This window comes from Acinetobacter sp. V115_6, from assembly GCF_031799025.1.
Lineage (GTDB): Bacteria > Pseudomonadota > Gammaproteobacteria > Pseudomonadales > Moraxellaceae > Acinetobacter > Acinetobacter pittii.
The window spans coordinates 996,462-1,010,550 of record NZ_JAVQNO010000021.1; the positions used below are offsets into that span (position 1 = coordinate 996,462).

Here is a 14,089-nt window from a genome sequence, read left to right on the forward strand (position 1 = left end):
AATTTTTTTATCATATTCGGCTCTATTAAATTTTAAATTATTTCCTTGTCTTATAATCTCTATATAAATATAATACCCGCGATTTATTTCTGAATATATTTATCTGCTTAAGTAAGAAATTAAAGTCTTATTAATTTTATACTTACTCAAGATATTTATATCTTAAAACTAATTTTATTCAAATTAGTTTTATATAAGTTTATTACATATTTAAATTTTATTACTTTAAACAAATAATTTTCAAAGTCATCATTGAAATTGGGGAAATATCAATGAATCAATGTACATATAGAATTGGCTGTATGTCAAAGGATAAACTATTGCCTAAAAACTTAGAGGCAATGATAAAAGTTATTCATGACTTATCTTTATCCTCTCAGCTATCTGAAAACTGGATATATAGTGATGATAATCCAGATATATATATTATTGATTTAGACAGTGGCTATACAAATATTCTTATTCCTAAAAAAATTAAAATTGTATTAAGTAATAACCCTGAGCTTTTAAAAGGTTATCAATATGGATTAAAGAGGCCCTTAAGGTATCAGGAGCTTTTAAAAATTTTATTAGAAATTGAAAATAATGAATATTTTAAAAAATCTTATCGAGAACGAATAGAAAATATAACTGCTACAGATCCGTTTGAGACAAAAATTCTATACAAACTTGTTTGTTATCCAAACTTTAAAAATATTCATGCAGAGCAGATTGTTAATGTCACTAGAGTTTGTGCTTTATTATCTATTGAATCAAAGACAGTCCAAGAAATTAAAAAATTCTTGAACTTATCTGTAGATGAAATACAAAAAATTATAGAGATTATTAAAAAAGAGGCTTATCCGAACTATGAAACGATACATGAGAATATTGTCTCGATATTGCCGTTTTCAAATGAAGTTGTTCAGACAACACCTCCAAGGATGGAGCAAAACTTATTGCTCTATTTTATAAATAAACTTTGGAAGAAGTTAAAAGGAGAATTCTGATGAACTGGAATTTTTTAGCTTAGAGTAGGTATGTATTAATCTTAACTAAACCATTCTTAATTTAATATTAAGAACTAAACAACAATATTTAGTACATATTAAATCTAGATTACATTTTAGCTTTACCACGGATGGAAAAGCTAAATAGAGAATTCTTTCATTATTTTAATTCAAAAGATTAATATCAAAAAACAAATAATGTAATCACTAGCCAAAAGTTATCCTCAATTGTTATTTGCCATTATTAAGTTAAATCTACAATTTGTTCTTCATTTACAGCAATCTTATATTGATTACGTCCATTGGTTTTTGCTTTATATAATGCATGATCAGCTCGTGCCACAAAAGCAGAAATAGAATCGTTTAGACGTGGAATTGTGGTTGCGACTCCTACACTAATAGTGACATGTGGTGAAACATCACTACATGGGTGTTTAATCGCAATTTTATTAATCGCATTCATTAAACGTTCGACTTGTATCAAAGCTTGCTGAGAATTTGTCATTGGGAATAGTAGTAAAAACTCTTCACCACCATAACGAGCAACTAAATCTCCACTACGAGCAGCAATAGAAGAAATAGCAATTGCGATTTCTTTTAAACATTCATCACCTTTGAGGTGTCCTAGCGTGTCATTGTATGCTTTAAAATAATCGATATCGACCATCATAATAGTGAGTGGGGTTTCATGTCGTAATGCACGTCGCCATTCATTATCCAAAGTTTCATCTAGATAACGTCGATTGGCTAAACCAGTAAGTGCATCTTGCTGAGAAAGTAAGGATAACTGCTGCGCTTGTTGCATGAGCTCAATGCGGTTCAGCTCAATCATACAGTTTTGTAAATAGTTTTCTCGATGTTGACGGTCCGTTGCATAGGCGAGGGTCATTCCCAAAAAACTACTAAAAGTGTAAGTTCGGTTTAAGAACGTCCAGTCGATCACACCATTTAAGTAGTTACTTACTAAAATTCCAACTAGTCCTCCCATCCATCCAGCAAATATGGCGGTATAAAAGCGCATACCAACAGCACCATAAATAATAACGATTGCATACATCATGGCAGCATGAAAAAGAACATTATCTTGTCCATTCTCAATAACGTTAATTAAAATAAAAGTAATTGCTACCGCTAAAGCCGAGCCAACTCCTACATAATAATCAAAATACTGATTTAATTTTTTAATAAATGATAAAATCCAAGCGATAAGAACAATTACACCAACCCAAGAATAATAGCTAAACCAGGATAAAACTTGTTCACTTGGTAAAACTTGATATATACCAAAGCTTAAAAATATATATAATATTAAAATAATAGGCGCTCTATAGCGGAACTCATAGGCAGCACCGTTTTGGTATTGAAAACGATAAATCGTTTCAAGCTGCTTTGGAAACCATACAAAGTTTAATCCTCGTGTGGTTAATAAATCTATTTGTTCCTGTCCCAATATATTGGAACCCTGCAACTTCATAATTAATGCTCTCTATATTGGAAGTTGTCATAAAATGAGACTTATTTTAAGTAAAGTTCCATCTAAAAATATTGATTATATAATGTGTGGTTTATTCAAAATAATAATACAGATTTTTTAAAAAAGTAATGATTTTTATCTATGTTAAATGTGATAAAAATCACGACATTTCAATGATTAGCCTAATAATTATCTAAAGTTCTCCAATTCATCGAAAAAAGTTACAAATGGTCGATTAACGATTGTATCTTTATCATTTTCGGATAGACTTATAGCGTGAAATACAGATGATTGCTGTCATATAAATAGGAAAATTAGCAATGACTGCTCTAAATCAATATGGAATGAATTTAGAAATTACGCCGCATAATGGATGGTCACAACGGTTCTGGGACGACCTGTTACCAGCTAAAGAACGGGTGAGTAAACATCCGTTTTTTACGGAAATGGCCAATGGGGGATTGAGCCTAGATAGTTTCCGTTATGCTCTACTTAATTTCTATCCATTAGTCGCCCATTTCCCGTCATATATGGCTGGAGCATTGGGGAAAGCGACTGGATTTTCTGAACCGGGAGTTACTGAAGCGCGAGATTGGTTAATTCAAAATATTAAGGTAGAAGAGCGACACTTAAAATGGTATCGCGATTGGGCTGGAGGTTTTGGCTTAACAGTTGAAGAACTTGATCATGTACGACCACCCGCTGCTATGAATGCTGTAAACCATTTTCTATGGAATATGAGTCATCGAGGCAATTTGGCAGAATGTCTGGCTGCAACAAATTTGGCGATTGAATGGGCAACTGGAGATTGGTCTATTCAGGTGTATAAAGGTATTCATACCTATACTAATCATCCTGAAGTCACGATTGATAAACGTTCTTTAGCTTGGTTGCGCGCTCATGCACATTACGATGATCTTCATCCATATGAAGCTATGGAGTTGATTAAACGCTTATGTAATGACCGTCCTGACTGGCAGCAAAAAGCATTTCATGCTGCTGAAGAAGGGCTGCGATATTATGAATTAGCTTTGGACGACTGCTATAGGGTACAGCTTCAAGCCTCTGCTTGATCTAGCCTTAAAAAGGGAGAATATCGTATGGATATTCTCCCTTTTATTTTATTCGAGCAACTTTAAGAGTTTAGTTCGATAAGGTGTTTCTTCGGGTAATAATTCAAGTAAACGCTCAACAGCATCTACACGGTCTGGTACACGACTGACTACTCGCAATAATTGATCAATATCTTCAATTTGATAAATCACATGACTCAAACGAGCATCAAAACAATCTCTCCATGCGCATAAAAAAGGACTTTCTGATTTAGCTAAGAAACTTCCTCTATAGAGTGTAAGCGTAGTTGATGTAAAACCAAGGTTTAAGGCTTGTTCGGCCATTAAAAAATCACATTGAATTTCGCAGTTAAGTCTATATGGTCGCGACTCGATAACGTCAGGTATTAGGTTTCTGAGTTGAGAAAGTTCTGCTTTTAAAGTGGTGGTACTTACAGGCCGATCACCATATAAAGCATAGTGAAGTTCTTCAAGATTAATTCCTTCGGGACAAAGGGTTAGGATGCACAGAATCTCAATTTGACGTTGAGTCAATGTAAGGCTGTGTTGGTTATATTGAACTTTAGGAGTGCCGAAAGCTTTAATATATAAGATATTTTTCTGATGAAATTGAATTGCTTGTTTAACAATGTCAGCACAACGCTCTACTGCTAAAACTCCAAGTGAATTATGTTTTTGATATTTAGTCGATAAATTCATAATTCCATAAAACTGACCTGTATTTGTATCAGTTATTGGGGCTGCATAACAGACCCAGTCTCTGACACTATTCATTTGGTTTTCATGTGAGTAAACACAGCTTGCAGAATGTGTATTTAATGCTAGACCAATGGCGTTTTGACCTACTGCCTGAGTAGACCACTGACCACCTTCAACAAAGTGGACTTGCTCAGCCGATGAGCGCATAGGGTGACTACTCCATGTCCAAAGTAGAGTACCATGAGGATCAGTCACACCAATGGCCATATCGGCATCTTCGGCAATATGCATTAAGTTGCGATGGCACTCGTGAATCGAACGACCAAATAATGAGTGTTCCCATTCCTCACCCAGATCAAACAAAGGTGCTGCTTCAAGGTCAAGTGATGGTTTTTTTCCTAATTGTTTAGAATGAGATGAGGATTCCGGCCGAAATAAGGACGGAGTAGTGTCTATTAAAGGCGATGATAATTGTTCTGACATATCCATATCGAAATTCCTTTATCATTGAAATGGCGTATCCGTAGCCGCTCAACAGTTATAACTTTCTTATTGTGACTATTTCCTAGTTATCTCCTTACCTTAAATAATTTTATAAGTCTTGACCATTATCCTATTGGATAAGTTTTGTTAATTGCCTAATCATTAAGATAAGACATCTTGTCGGCTGAAAGGCTTTGGCACTTCTTCTCCAAAATATTGTCGATCAGCAAAATAGCTAGAACGAACCATAGGTGCACTCCAAATATTTTTAAAACCTAATCGCTTACCGTGTCGGGTATATCGTTCAAATTCTTGTAAATTTACAAATCGATGAATAGGTGCATGTGATTTTGAAGGCTGAAGATATTGACCAATCGTGACAAGATCGACTTGATAATCTTTTAAATCGTTGAGTAGGGCAAGCACTTCAGCCTCTATTTCTCCTAATCCAACCATCAGGCCAGACTTGGTTTTGATATCGGGACAATATGCTTTAAAGCGTTTAAGTAACTCTAGTGAATGTTGATAATCTGAACCGGGGCGCATCGCTTTATATAAACGAGGAACGGTCTCAATATTATGATTAAACACATCTGGAGGCGATAAGCTCAAAGTCGAAAGAGCTGTTTCTAAACGACCGCGAAAATCTGGTACTAAAATCTCAATCAATGTTTCTGGACAACGTTTCCTAATTTCTTCAATACACTTTACAAAATGTGCAGCGCCGCCATCATGTAGATCATCGCGGTCTACAGAGGTAATCACGACATACTTTAAGTTTAGATTTGCGACTGTTTCTGCAAGGTGCTTAGGTTCATCTTCATCTAGCGGTTTTGGGCGACCATGAGCGACATCACAAAATGGGCAACGACGAGTACAAATATCGCCCATAATCATAAATGTTGCCGTACCTCCACCAAAACATTCCGGTAAATTTGGACACGCCGCTTCTTCGCAAACACTGTGTAACTTCTGTTGGCGTAGCAAATTTTTTATGCGGTTAATTTCTTCAAAATCGGTTATTTTGGCTCTAATCCAGTCAGGTTTAGTCGGTAACTCTTCTGTAGGTAAAATTTTAATCGGAATGCGAGCAACTTTATCCGCTCCTCTTAATTTAATACCAGTTTCTATTTGCCTTTTTAAGTCCATATATAAAATTCCATTTTATATTAAATAATATTTAACTAGACTCTATATAATAAAAATCCTTATAATTTAAATAAAGGACATAGAGTTTATTAATGAGCGTAGTACACAGCTAATATTATAAATTAATAAAGGTTGGTTAAAGGTTTGTTTCACAAGCCAATGAAATGTATTAAAATTTTTTAATTTTATTTTTGCTGTACAAGTTTTTGAAAAATAAAAAATAATATCCATAAAAACCATTTAAAACTTTTTAGTCTAATAGCATATTAAATTAAATTGAGCTTTATTATTTATAGCGAAATATATAACTCTCGCTGAAACTTGGTTGATTTTTAATAATCAAGATAATAAAGGAAAAGGATATGCAATTAACGGAAGAGCAATTACTCGCAGCATATAAACGCATGCGCGATATTCGTGAATTTGAGGATCGACTTCACGAAGAAAATACCAATGGTGATATTCCTGGCTTTATTCACTTATACAGTGGTGAAGAAGCTGTAGCAGTCGGGATTTGCGAAAATTTAACCGACAAAGACTATATCACTTCAACACACCGTGGACATGGACACTGTATTGCAAAAGGTTGTGACATTCACGCCATGATGCTGGAAATTTTCGGTAAAGATGACGGGCTATGCCGTGGAAAAGGTGGTTCTATGCATATTGCCGATTTAGATAAAGGTATGCTCGGTGCCAACGGGATTGTGGGTGGTGGACCTCCTTTAGCAATTGGTGCGGCGTTGACAGCGAAAACCTTAAAGACTGGTGGGGTCGGACTGTCTTTTACAGGTGACGGTGGCTCAAACCAAGGCCTTACTTTTGAAGCGATGAATATGGCTGTTGTACTTAAACTTCCAGTAATTTTCGTTTTCGAAAATAACGGCTTTGGTGAAGGAACAGGGCATGATTACGCAGTAGGAAGCAAGGACATTGCTGGTCGTGCAGCAGGTTTTGGTTTACCTGCAGTTAAAGTTGATGGGACCGATTTCTTTGCCGTCTATGAAGCTGCTCAAACTGCCATTGAACGTGCACGTCGTGGTGAAGGTCCAAGTGTGATTGAAACCATTACAAACCGTTTTTATGGCCACTTCGAAGGTGACCCTGGCTTGATTCGTTCTAAAGAAGAAGTCGAGTTCATCAAAGAAAATAAAGATCCTTTGAAAATTTTCCGCGAAAAAGTCAAAGGCAAAATTGATGAAGCCAAACTAGACGAGATTGATGCAGCTTCTAAGGCAAATGTTGATGATGCCGTTGCTAAAGCTCGTGCTGCGGCTTATCCAAAACCAGAACAACTCCTTACTGACGTCTATGTCTCTTACTAAAGGAATAGTAAAGATGCCAAATAAAAGTTTTCGTAATGCAATTAAAGAAGCCATTGAATCAGAAATGCGTCGTGATCCAACCGTATTTGTTGTTGGTGAAGATGTTCGTGGTGGGCACGGCGGTAAAAATACCGAAGAGAACGAGCTTGAAGGCTTCGGTGGGGTACTTGGTGTAACCAAAGGTTTATGGACGGAGTTTGGTTCAGAACGTGTGATTGATACACCAATTACCGAGTCTGCAATTATCGGTATGGCCGCCGGTGCGGCTGCAACAGGTTTACGTCCTGTTGCTGATTTAATGTTTATGGATTTCTATGGCGTGTGTCATGACATGCTTTATAACCAAGCCGCTAAATTCCGTTATATGTTTGGCGGAAAAGCAAAAGCGCCAATGGTTGTACGTGGCATGATTGGCGCAGGTTTTTCTGCGGCAGCTCAGCATTCTCAGTCACCATATAACGTATTTGCCGCGGTTCCGGGCTTAAAAGTTGTGGTTCCATCTAGCCCATATGATGTGAAAGGGCTATTAATTCAGGCCATTCGTGATGATGACCCTGTGGTGTTCTGTGAGCATAAAATGCTCTATGACATTAAAGGCGAAGTTCCAGATGATGCCTATACCATTCCTTTTGGTGTAGCAAATTACACCCGTGAAGGGACAGACGTGACCATTATTGCTTTAGGCTTGATGGTACATCGTGCTAATGAAGTGGCAGACAAATTGGCAAAAGATGGTATTTCGGTTGAAGTGGTAGACCCTCGTACAATTTCACCTCTGGATGAAGAAGGAATTTTAGAGTCTGTTGCGTCGACTGGACGTGTGGTTATTGTGGATGAATCAGCTGCACGTTGTGGTTTTGGACATGATGTTGCTGCACTAGTTGCACAGAAAGGTTTCCACTATTTGAAAGCACCTGTTGAACTTGTAACGCCACCACATACGCCTGTTCCATTCTCTCCAGTTTTAGAAAAAGAATGGATTCCAAGTGTAGAGCGTATTGAGCAAGCTGTGCGAAAAACATTGGAGGCTTAGGATGAGCGAAATTAAAACGCTGGAGATCCCGAAATGGGGATTATCCATGGAAGAAGGCACGATCGCCCAATGGTTGATTAAAGAGGGTGATAGCTTTAATAAGGGCGATGAAATTTGTGAAATTGAAACCACAAAAATCGTCAATGTGTTAGAAGCGCCTTTTGCTGGAACACTCCGTAAAATTTTAGCGAAAGATAGTGATACTTTACCTGTTGGTGGTCTTATTGCTGTATGTGCTGAAAGCCAAGTTTCTGATGCAGAAATTGAGCAGTTTATTGCATCACTAGGTGGTTCAGCAGCTAAAGCCCCTGAAACACCTTCGGAGCAAAGCAAAGCAGAAACATCTGCACCTGTTGCTGAAAAAGCAGAACAACCACAGACTGTAGCAGCTAGTGCTTCAGCTCCTGCAAAGGTAGCGAAAGATGACTACGCTGTACCAGAGTCATTACAAGGCTATCAAACATCTGATGTTTTTTTTGCAACACCACATGCGTTAAAGCTTGCAGAAAAGCACAATGTAAACTTGGCAAAAATCACGGGTTCTGGTCGTGAAGGACGTATTAGTGTTCAAGACATCCAGAAAGCTGTACAGGCTGCTGGTGGTCAATGGCCTGATATTAAACAGCAAACTCAAGCTAAAGTGTTTAAATCTACAGCCGATGATAGCCAAGTTTTAGCGACACCTGTAGCACGTCGTTTAGCAAAACAATGGGGTATTAACCTAAATGACTGCCGTGTTTCAGGTACTCGTGGTCGCGTCTGTAAAGAAGATGTTGAGGCAGTTTACTATCGTAATAAACCAACGTCGGTAAATGAACAATCTGCTCAATGTGCTGTTACTCAACCACAATCAACAATTACGACTGTGGCGATGAATGGGATGCGTAAAGCGATTGCTTCACGCTTACAAGCTGCAAAACGTAATGCACCGCATTTCCGCTTAGTGGTCGATCTCAACGTAGAGGCTTTGCAAAAATTACGTAAGCAGATTAATGAAACGGTTCCTCAAGTCAAACTTTCTATTAATGACATGCTAATTAAAGCAGCTGCTGCGGCACTGATTAAAGTACCTGAAGTGAATGTTCAATTTGATGAGGCGACTCAATCAATTTTACAGTTCTCTCAAGCGGATATTTCGGTGGCTGTAGCGATTCCAAACGGTTTAATTACACCCATTGTGAAAGCTGCAAATCAGAAGTCTTTAGCACAGATTTCCGATGACATGCGTGATTTGGCAACCCGTGCTAAGACTGGCAAGTTGCAACCTGACGAGTTTCAGGGGGGGAGCTTTAGCATTTCAAATTTAGGAATGTTAGGCATTAAACAGTTCGACGCCATTATCAACCCTCCGCAAGGTGCAATTATGGCATTAGGTGCTTCTGAATCACGTGCTGTTGTTGAAAATGGCAATGTAGTGGTTCGTGAGATTGTTACAGCGACGTTGTCATGCGATCACCGAGTCATTGACGGCGCAGTTGGGGCGAAATTCTTGGCCAGCTTTAAGCAGTTTGTTGAAAACCCTGCTTTAATTTTGGTGTAGGAGAACCCGCATGTCAGAAGCTCAATTTGATTTAATTGTGATTGGCGCGGGACCGGGTGGGTATGTGGCTGCAATTCGTGCAGCCCAGCTCGGGTTAAAAACCGCAATTGTAGAAGAGCAACATTTAGGCGGAATTTGTCTAAATTGGGGCTGTATTCCAACTAAAGCTTTGCTTGCAGGAGCAGAGCTTGCAACCCAGTTTAAACATGCCGGACAGTTTGGTTTTCAGGTATCCCAACTCGATTTTGATATTCAAAAGCTTGTGCAACATAGCCGCCAAGTGTCAGCTCAGTTAGTACAAGGCATCGATTATTTACTTAAAAAGAATCAGGTGACGGTTTTTAATGGTCGTGCTCAGCTTACGGCGAAAGAAAAAATTGAAGTGACAGATGCTCAAGGTAACAGTCAGGTTTTAAGTGCGCCACATATCATCTTGGCAACTGGAGCTAAAGCCCGACATGTTCCTCAACTTCCTGTCGATGGAATATATGTCTGGAGCTATAAAGAAGCACTGGTTCCCGAGCAGTTACCAAAAAGCTTATTGGTTGTAGGCTCGGGAGCGATTGGCAGTGAGTTTGCTAGTCTTTATCAAGACTTGGGTTGTCAGGTAACTTTAATTGATTTGGCTAAACAAATTTTACCAACCGAAGATGCAGAAGTTGCTCAATTTGTCAGAAAACAGTTTGAACAAAAAGGAATGAAAGTCTTAACCGATGCTGTCGTTCAAAGTATTCAAATTGAAAATGATCAAGTCCACTGTGTGATTGAAACAGCAAATGACGTTCAAACGATTATTTTCGACCGTGTGCTTTCAGCAATTGGTGTACAGCCTAATACCACGGGGCTAGGACTAGAACGTTTAGGTGTAGAACTCAACCCACAAGGTTTTGTGGCAATTGATGACTATTGTAAAACCAACGTAGCGGGGCTTTATGCAATTGGTGATGTGGCTGGTGCACCGTGTCTTGCCCATAAAGCAAGCCATGAAGCCATGATATGTGTCGAGAAAATCACTGGTGTAACAAACGTCCATTCACTCGATCGTAGCCAGATTCCGGGTTGTATTTTTACTCATCCACAAGTGGCGAGTATTGGTCTAACAGAAAATGCAGCAAAAGCTAAGAATCTACCTATACGAATCGGCAAGTTTTCTTTAACCGCAAATGGCAAAGCTTTGGCAATTGGAGATGCGTCAGGTTTTGTGAAAACTATTATTCATGCAGAAACGGGTGAATTACTTGGTGCACACATGGTAGGTCATGAAGTGACTGAACATATTCAGGGCTTTGCGATTGCCAAATACTTGGAAGCAACTGATGAAAGTTTAGCTCAAGTGATTTTCCCGCATCCAACATTATCAGAAGCCATGCATGAATCCATTTTGGCTTCAATGCAACGAGCGATTCATATGTAGAAATTCTGCATTTACAGGAGTTGAATATGGTTAAGGGATTAAAAAATAAAGTCGTTTTAGTGACGGGGGCAGCTCAAGGCATTGGCCGTGGGATTGCCCTGCGCTTGGCGCAAGAAGGGGCACACATCGCATTAGTTGATATGAAACAAGATCGACTGAATGATGTGCAGCAAGAAATTCAGGCTTTAGGCGTAAATGCGAGTACATTTATTGCCGACGTAAGTGACCGCGAGCAAGTGTATGCCGCTATAAATCATGCTGAGAAGACCCTTGGTGGGTTTGATGTCATAATTAATAATGCTGGAATTGCACAAGTTCAAGCGATTGCGGATATCACACCGGATGAATTTCAAAAAATTGTTGATATTAATATTGGTGGCGTGCTGTGGGGAATACAGGCTGCTGCTGCAAAATTCAAGCAACGCCAACATAAAGGTAAAATCATTAATGCTTGCTCAATCGCAGGCCATGATGGGTTTGCTTTACTCGGTATTTATTCGGCAACCAAATTTGCGGTACGAGCACTTACCCAAGCTGCGGCAAAAGAATATGCCAGTCACGGTATTACGGTAAATGGATATTGCCCCGGAATTGTCGGAACTGATATGTGGGTTGAAATCGATAAACGTTTTGCTGAAATTACCGGTGCCGCAATTGGTGAAACTTATAAAAAGTATGTGGAAGGTATTGCTTTAGGTAGAGCCCAAACACCAGACGATGTAGCCGCATTAGTTGCTTTTCTGGCAAGTGAAGATTCGGACTATATTACGGGTCAATCCATTTTAACAGACGGCGGAATTGTCTATCGCTAAAACAACATCCTGATTTGAGGGAGATAATAATGAAAGCAGCACGTTTTTATGACAGAGGCGATATTCGTATTGAAGATATCCCTGAACCAGAAGTCACTCCCGGCACTGTAGGTATCAAGGTGGCTTGGTGTGGAATCTGTGGTACAGATTTACATGAGTTTATGGAAGGGCCAATTTTTATTCCACCGTGTGGACATCCGCATCCTATTTCAGGTGAATCTGCACCGATTACCATGGGACATGAATTTTCAGGTGTGGTCTATGCCGTAGGAGAAGGTGTTGATGATATTGAAATTGGTCAACATGTCGTCGTGGAGCCTTATATTGTGGCGGATGATGTACCGACTGGACCGGGCGATAATTATCATCTTTCCAAAAATATGAACTTTATTGGTTTAGGCGGTCGTGGCGGTGGCTTATCGGAGAAAATTGCGGTTAAACGCCGTTGGGTGCATCCAATTTCCAATAAAATTCCACTGGATCAGGCGGCCTTAATTGAACCGTTATCGGTAGGTCATCATGCCTATGTGCGCAGTGGTGCAAAGGCTGGTGACATTGCACTGGTTGGCGGAGCCGGCCCAATTGGTTTATTGCTTTCGGCAATTTTAAAAGCGAAAGGGCTTAAGGTCATCATTACTGAGCTAAGTGCAAAACGTAAAGAAAAAGCCAAAGAGTCGGGAGTCGCAGATTATATTTTAGACCCGTCAGAAGTTGATGTTGTTTCTGAGGTTATGAAAATTACTAATGGAGATGGTGTTGATGTTGCGTTTGAATGTAGTAGCGTTAACAAGGTATTAGATACTTTGGTTGCGGCAGTGAAACCAACAGGCGTGATCGTTATAGTTTCGATTTGGAGCCACCCAGCATCAATTAATGTGCACAGTGTTGTAATGAAAGAGCTCGATGTAAGAGGCACAATTGCCTACGTAAATGACCATCAAGAAACCATTAAACTGGTCGAAGAAGGTAAAATAAATCTGGAACCTTTTATTACCCAGCGCATTCAACTTGATGATTTGATTTCAAAAGGTTTTGAAACCTTAATTCATAACAATGAATCAGCCGTTAAGATTATTGTACATCCATAAATAGACACTTATGCCTATAAAAAAGAGCGATGATTCGCTCTTTTTTATTAAAGTAAGTTGTTGTTTTGAGCTTCAATAATAGGCGGCAATGGCTGTCCTAAAGAGCTTAGAGACTCACGTTCAATCAAACGTACAATTGAATCGAGCGGTAAATCATTTTCTTGCAAACCAAAAGGTTCTTCAATTTGAGCACTTAGGGCATCTAAACCTAAAAACATATAAGCAATTAAGCCGACAATAAGCGGTGTCCAAATACCTAGAGCTGCTTCAAGGCTAAACGGTAATATGAAACAGAAACAATAAACGGCACGGTGTAAAAGTACTGAATATGAGTAGGGTAAAGGTGTCCCAGCAATACGGTCACAACCTGCTTGAATATTGCCTAGCTCAACAATATGTCGATTTAAGGTGCTATAGATAATGTCACTAATTTCGCCGTCTTTTAGTATTTTAACTAAATCTTTTTGAATATTTTCGAGTACAAACTGAGGGGCATTAATATGCTCATTTAAATACTTAAGTGAAGAATTATTTAAATAGGCATGTTCAAGAAATTTTGTGGGTTCGACTGTTTGTTGACGTAAACGATCACGCAGTAAATTACTAAAAATTAAGACCTGATGAATTAAATGTTCACGTTGTTCATTGGTTAGAACATGGCTATCTCTAACAATATGTCTAGCATTGGCAATTAGTGCACCCCAAAGTTTGCGACCTTCCCACCATCGGTCATAACACGCATTATTTCGAAAACCCGTACAAATCGAAAGAATCACACCAAATATTGTAAATCCAATCGCAGGTACGGTAGGAATTTGAATCCAATGATAATAAGAGAGCCAGACTACACATGCTGAAATAAGGACAACAAAACTCAGTGCAGGTAAAACCTTCGGCAAAATTGTTCCTTTCCAAGCAAATAATAATTTAAATACATTGCTTTTATCGCGGACAATCATATAAAGCCTTTGAACTAACGAACCTAACCTAGTGCAATATGATACGCCTTA

12 protein-coding genes are annotated in these 14,089 nt (G+C 38.7%); 8 read left to right on the plus strand and 4 right to left on the minus strand.

Annotated elements, in window-relative coordinates; genetic code table 11:
* Positions 1-272: 272 nt before the first annotated feature.
* On the plus strand, positions 273-989 hold the full coding sequence (locus tag RMA94_RS13180; RefSeq protein ID WP_017401713.1) for a hypothetical protein: 717 nt from the start codon (positions 273-275) through the stop codon (positions 987-989).
* Between the two features lie 244 nt (positions 990-1,233).
* Here RMA94_RS13180 and RMA94_RS13185 read toward each other — a convergent pair whose 3' ends face one another.
* A complete protein-coding gene (locus RMA94_RS13185) occupies positions 1,234-2,463 on the minus strand; it encodes a GGDEF domain-containing protein (RefSeq protein WP_017386898.1) in 1,230 nt (409 codons plus the stop codon).
* 320 nt (positions 2,464-2,783) lie between these two features.
* Here RMA94_RS13185 and RMA94_RS13190 point away from each other — a divergent pair, with 320 nt between their 5' ends.
* The gene (locus tag RMA94_RS13190) at positions 2,784-3,536 is read left to right on the plus strand and encodes a TenA family transcriptional regulator (protein ID WP_002113940.1); all 753 of its coding nucleotides are present in this window, start codon (positions 2,784-2,786) and stop codon (positions 3,534-3,536) included.
* A gap of 48 nt (positions 3,537-3,584) precedes the next feature.
* On the opposite strand, the gene RMA94_RS13195 is transcribed toward RMA94_RS13190, so the two are convergent.
* Complete coding sequence (locus RMA94_RS13195) at positions 3,585-4,724, minus strand: transcriptional regulator (RefSeq protein WP_311083322.1); 1,140 nt, start codon at positions 4,722-4,724, stop codon at positions 3,585-3,587.
* 156 nt (positions 4,725-4,880) lie between these two features.
* Complete coding sequence (gene lipA / locus RMA94_RS13200; protein ID WP_032034987.1) at positions 4,881-5,867, minus strand: lipoyl synthase; 987 nt, start codon at positions 5,865-5,867, stop codon at positions 4,881-4,883.
* A gap of 362 nt (positions 5,868-6,229) precedes the next feature.
* Between lipA and RMA94_RS13205 the strand changes: the two genes are divergently transcribed.
* From RMA94_RS13205 to RMA94_RS13230, 6 genes are read left to right on the plus strand one after another with little or no spacing between them, the layout of a single operon-like run.
* Positions 6,230-7,192 (plus strand): thiamine pyrophosphate-dependent dehydrogenase E1 component subunit alpha, encoded by a 963-nt coding sequence (locus RMA94_RS13205; protein ID WP_001177517.1) that lies wholly within the window; start codon positions 6,230-6,232, stop codon positions 7,190-7,192.
* A 13-nt stretch (positions 7,193-7,205) separates the two neighbouring features.
* Positions 7,206-8,225 (plus strand): alpha-ketoacid dehydrogenase subunit beta, encoded by a 1,020-nt coding sequence (locus tag RMA94_RS13210; RefSeq protein ID WP_004792520.1) that lies wholly within the window; start codon positions 7,206-7,208, stop codon positions 8,223-8,225.
* A 1-nt stretch (position 8,226) separates the two neighbouring features.
* A complete protein-coding gene (locus RMA94_RS13215; RefSeq protein WP_311083325.1) occupies positions 8,227-9,765 on the plus strand; it encodes a 2-oxo acid dehydrogenase subunit E2 in 1,539 nt (512 codons plus the stop codon).
* Positions 9,766-9,775: 10 nt separating this feature from the next.
* Positions 9,776-11,179 carry a dihydrolipoyl dehydrogenase gene (gene lpdA / locus RMA94_RS13220; protein ID WP_311083327.1) on the plus strand — a complete coding sequence of 468 codons (1,404 nt, stop codon included), beginning with the start codon at positions 9,776-9,778 and terminating at the stop codon, positions 11,177-11,179.
* Positions 11,180-11,205: 26 nt separating this feature from the next.
* A complete protein-coding gene (locus RMA94_RS13225) occupies positions 11,206-11,991 on the plus strand; it encodes an acetoin reductase (protein WP_104074564.1) in 786 nt (261 codons plus the stop codon).
* Between the two features lie 29 nt (positions 11,992-12,020).
* The gene (locus RMA94_RS13230; RefSeq protein WP_044103219.1) at positions 12,021-13,079 is read left to right on the plus strand and encodes a 2,3-butanediol dehydrogenase; all 1,059 of its coding nucleotides are present in this window, start codon (positions 12,021-12,023) and stop codon (positions 13,077-13,079) included.
* Positions 13,080-13,126: 47 nt separating this feature from the next.
* Here the strand turns inward: RMA94_RS13230 and RMA94_RS13235 are convergent, their stop codons facing one another.
* The gene (locus tag RMA94_RS13235; protein ID WP_311083331.1) at positions 13,127-14,038 is read right to left on the minus strand and encodes a bestrophin family protein; all 912 of its coding nucleotides are present in this window, start codon (positions 14,036-14,038) and stop codon (positions 13,127-13,129) included.
* Positions 14,039-14,089: the final 51 nt, after the last annotated feature.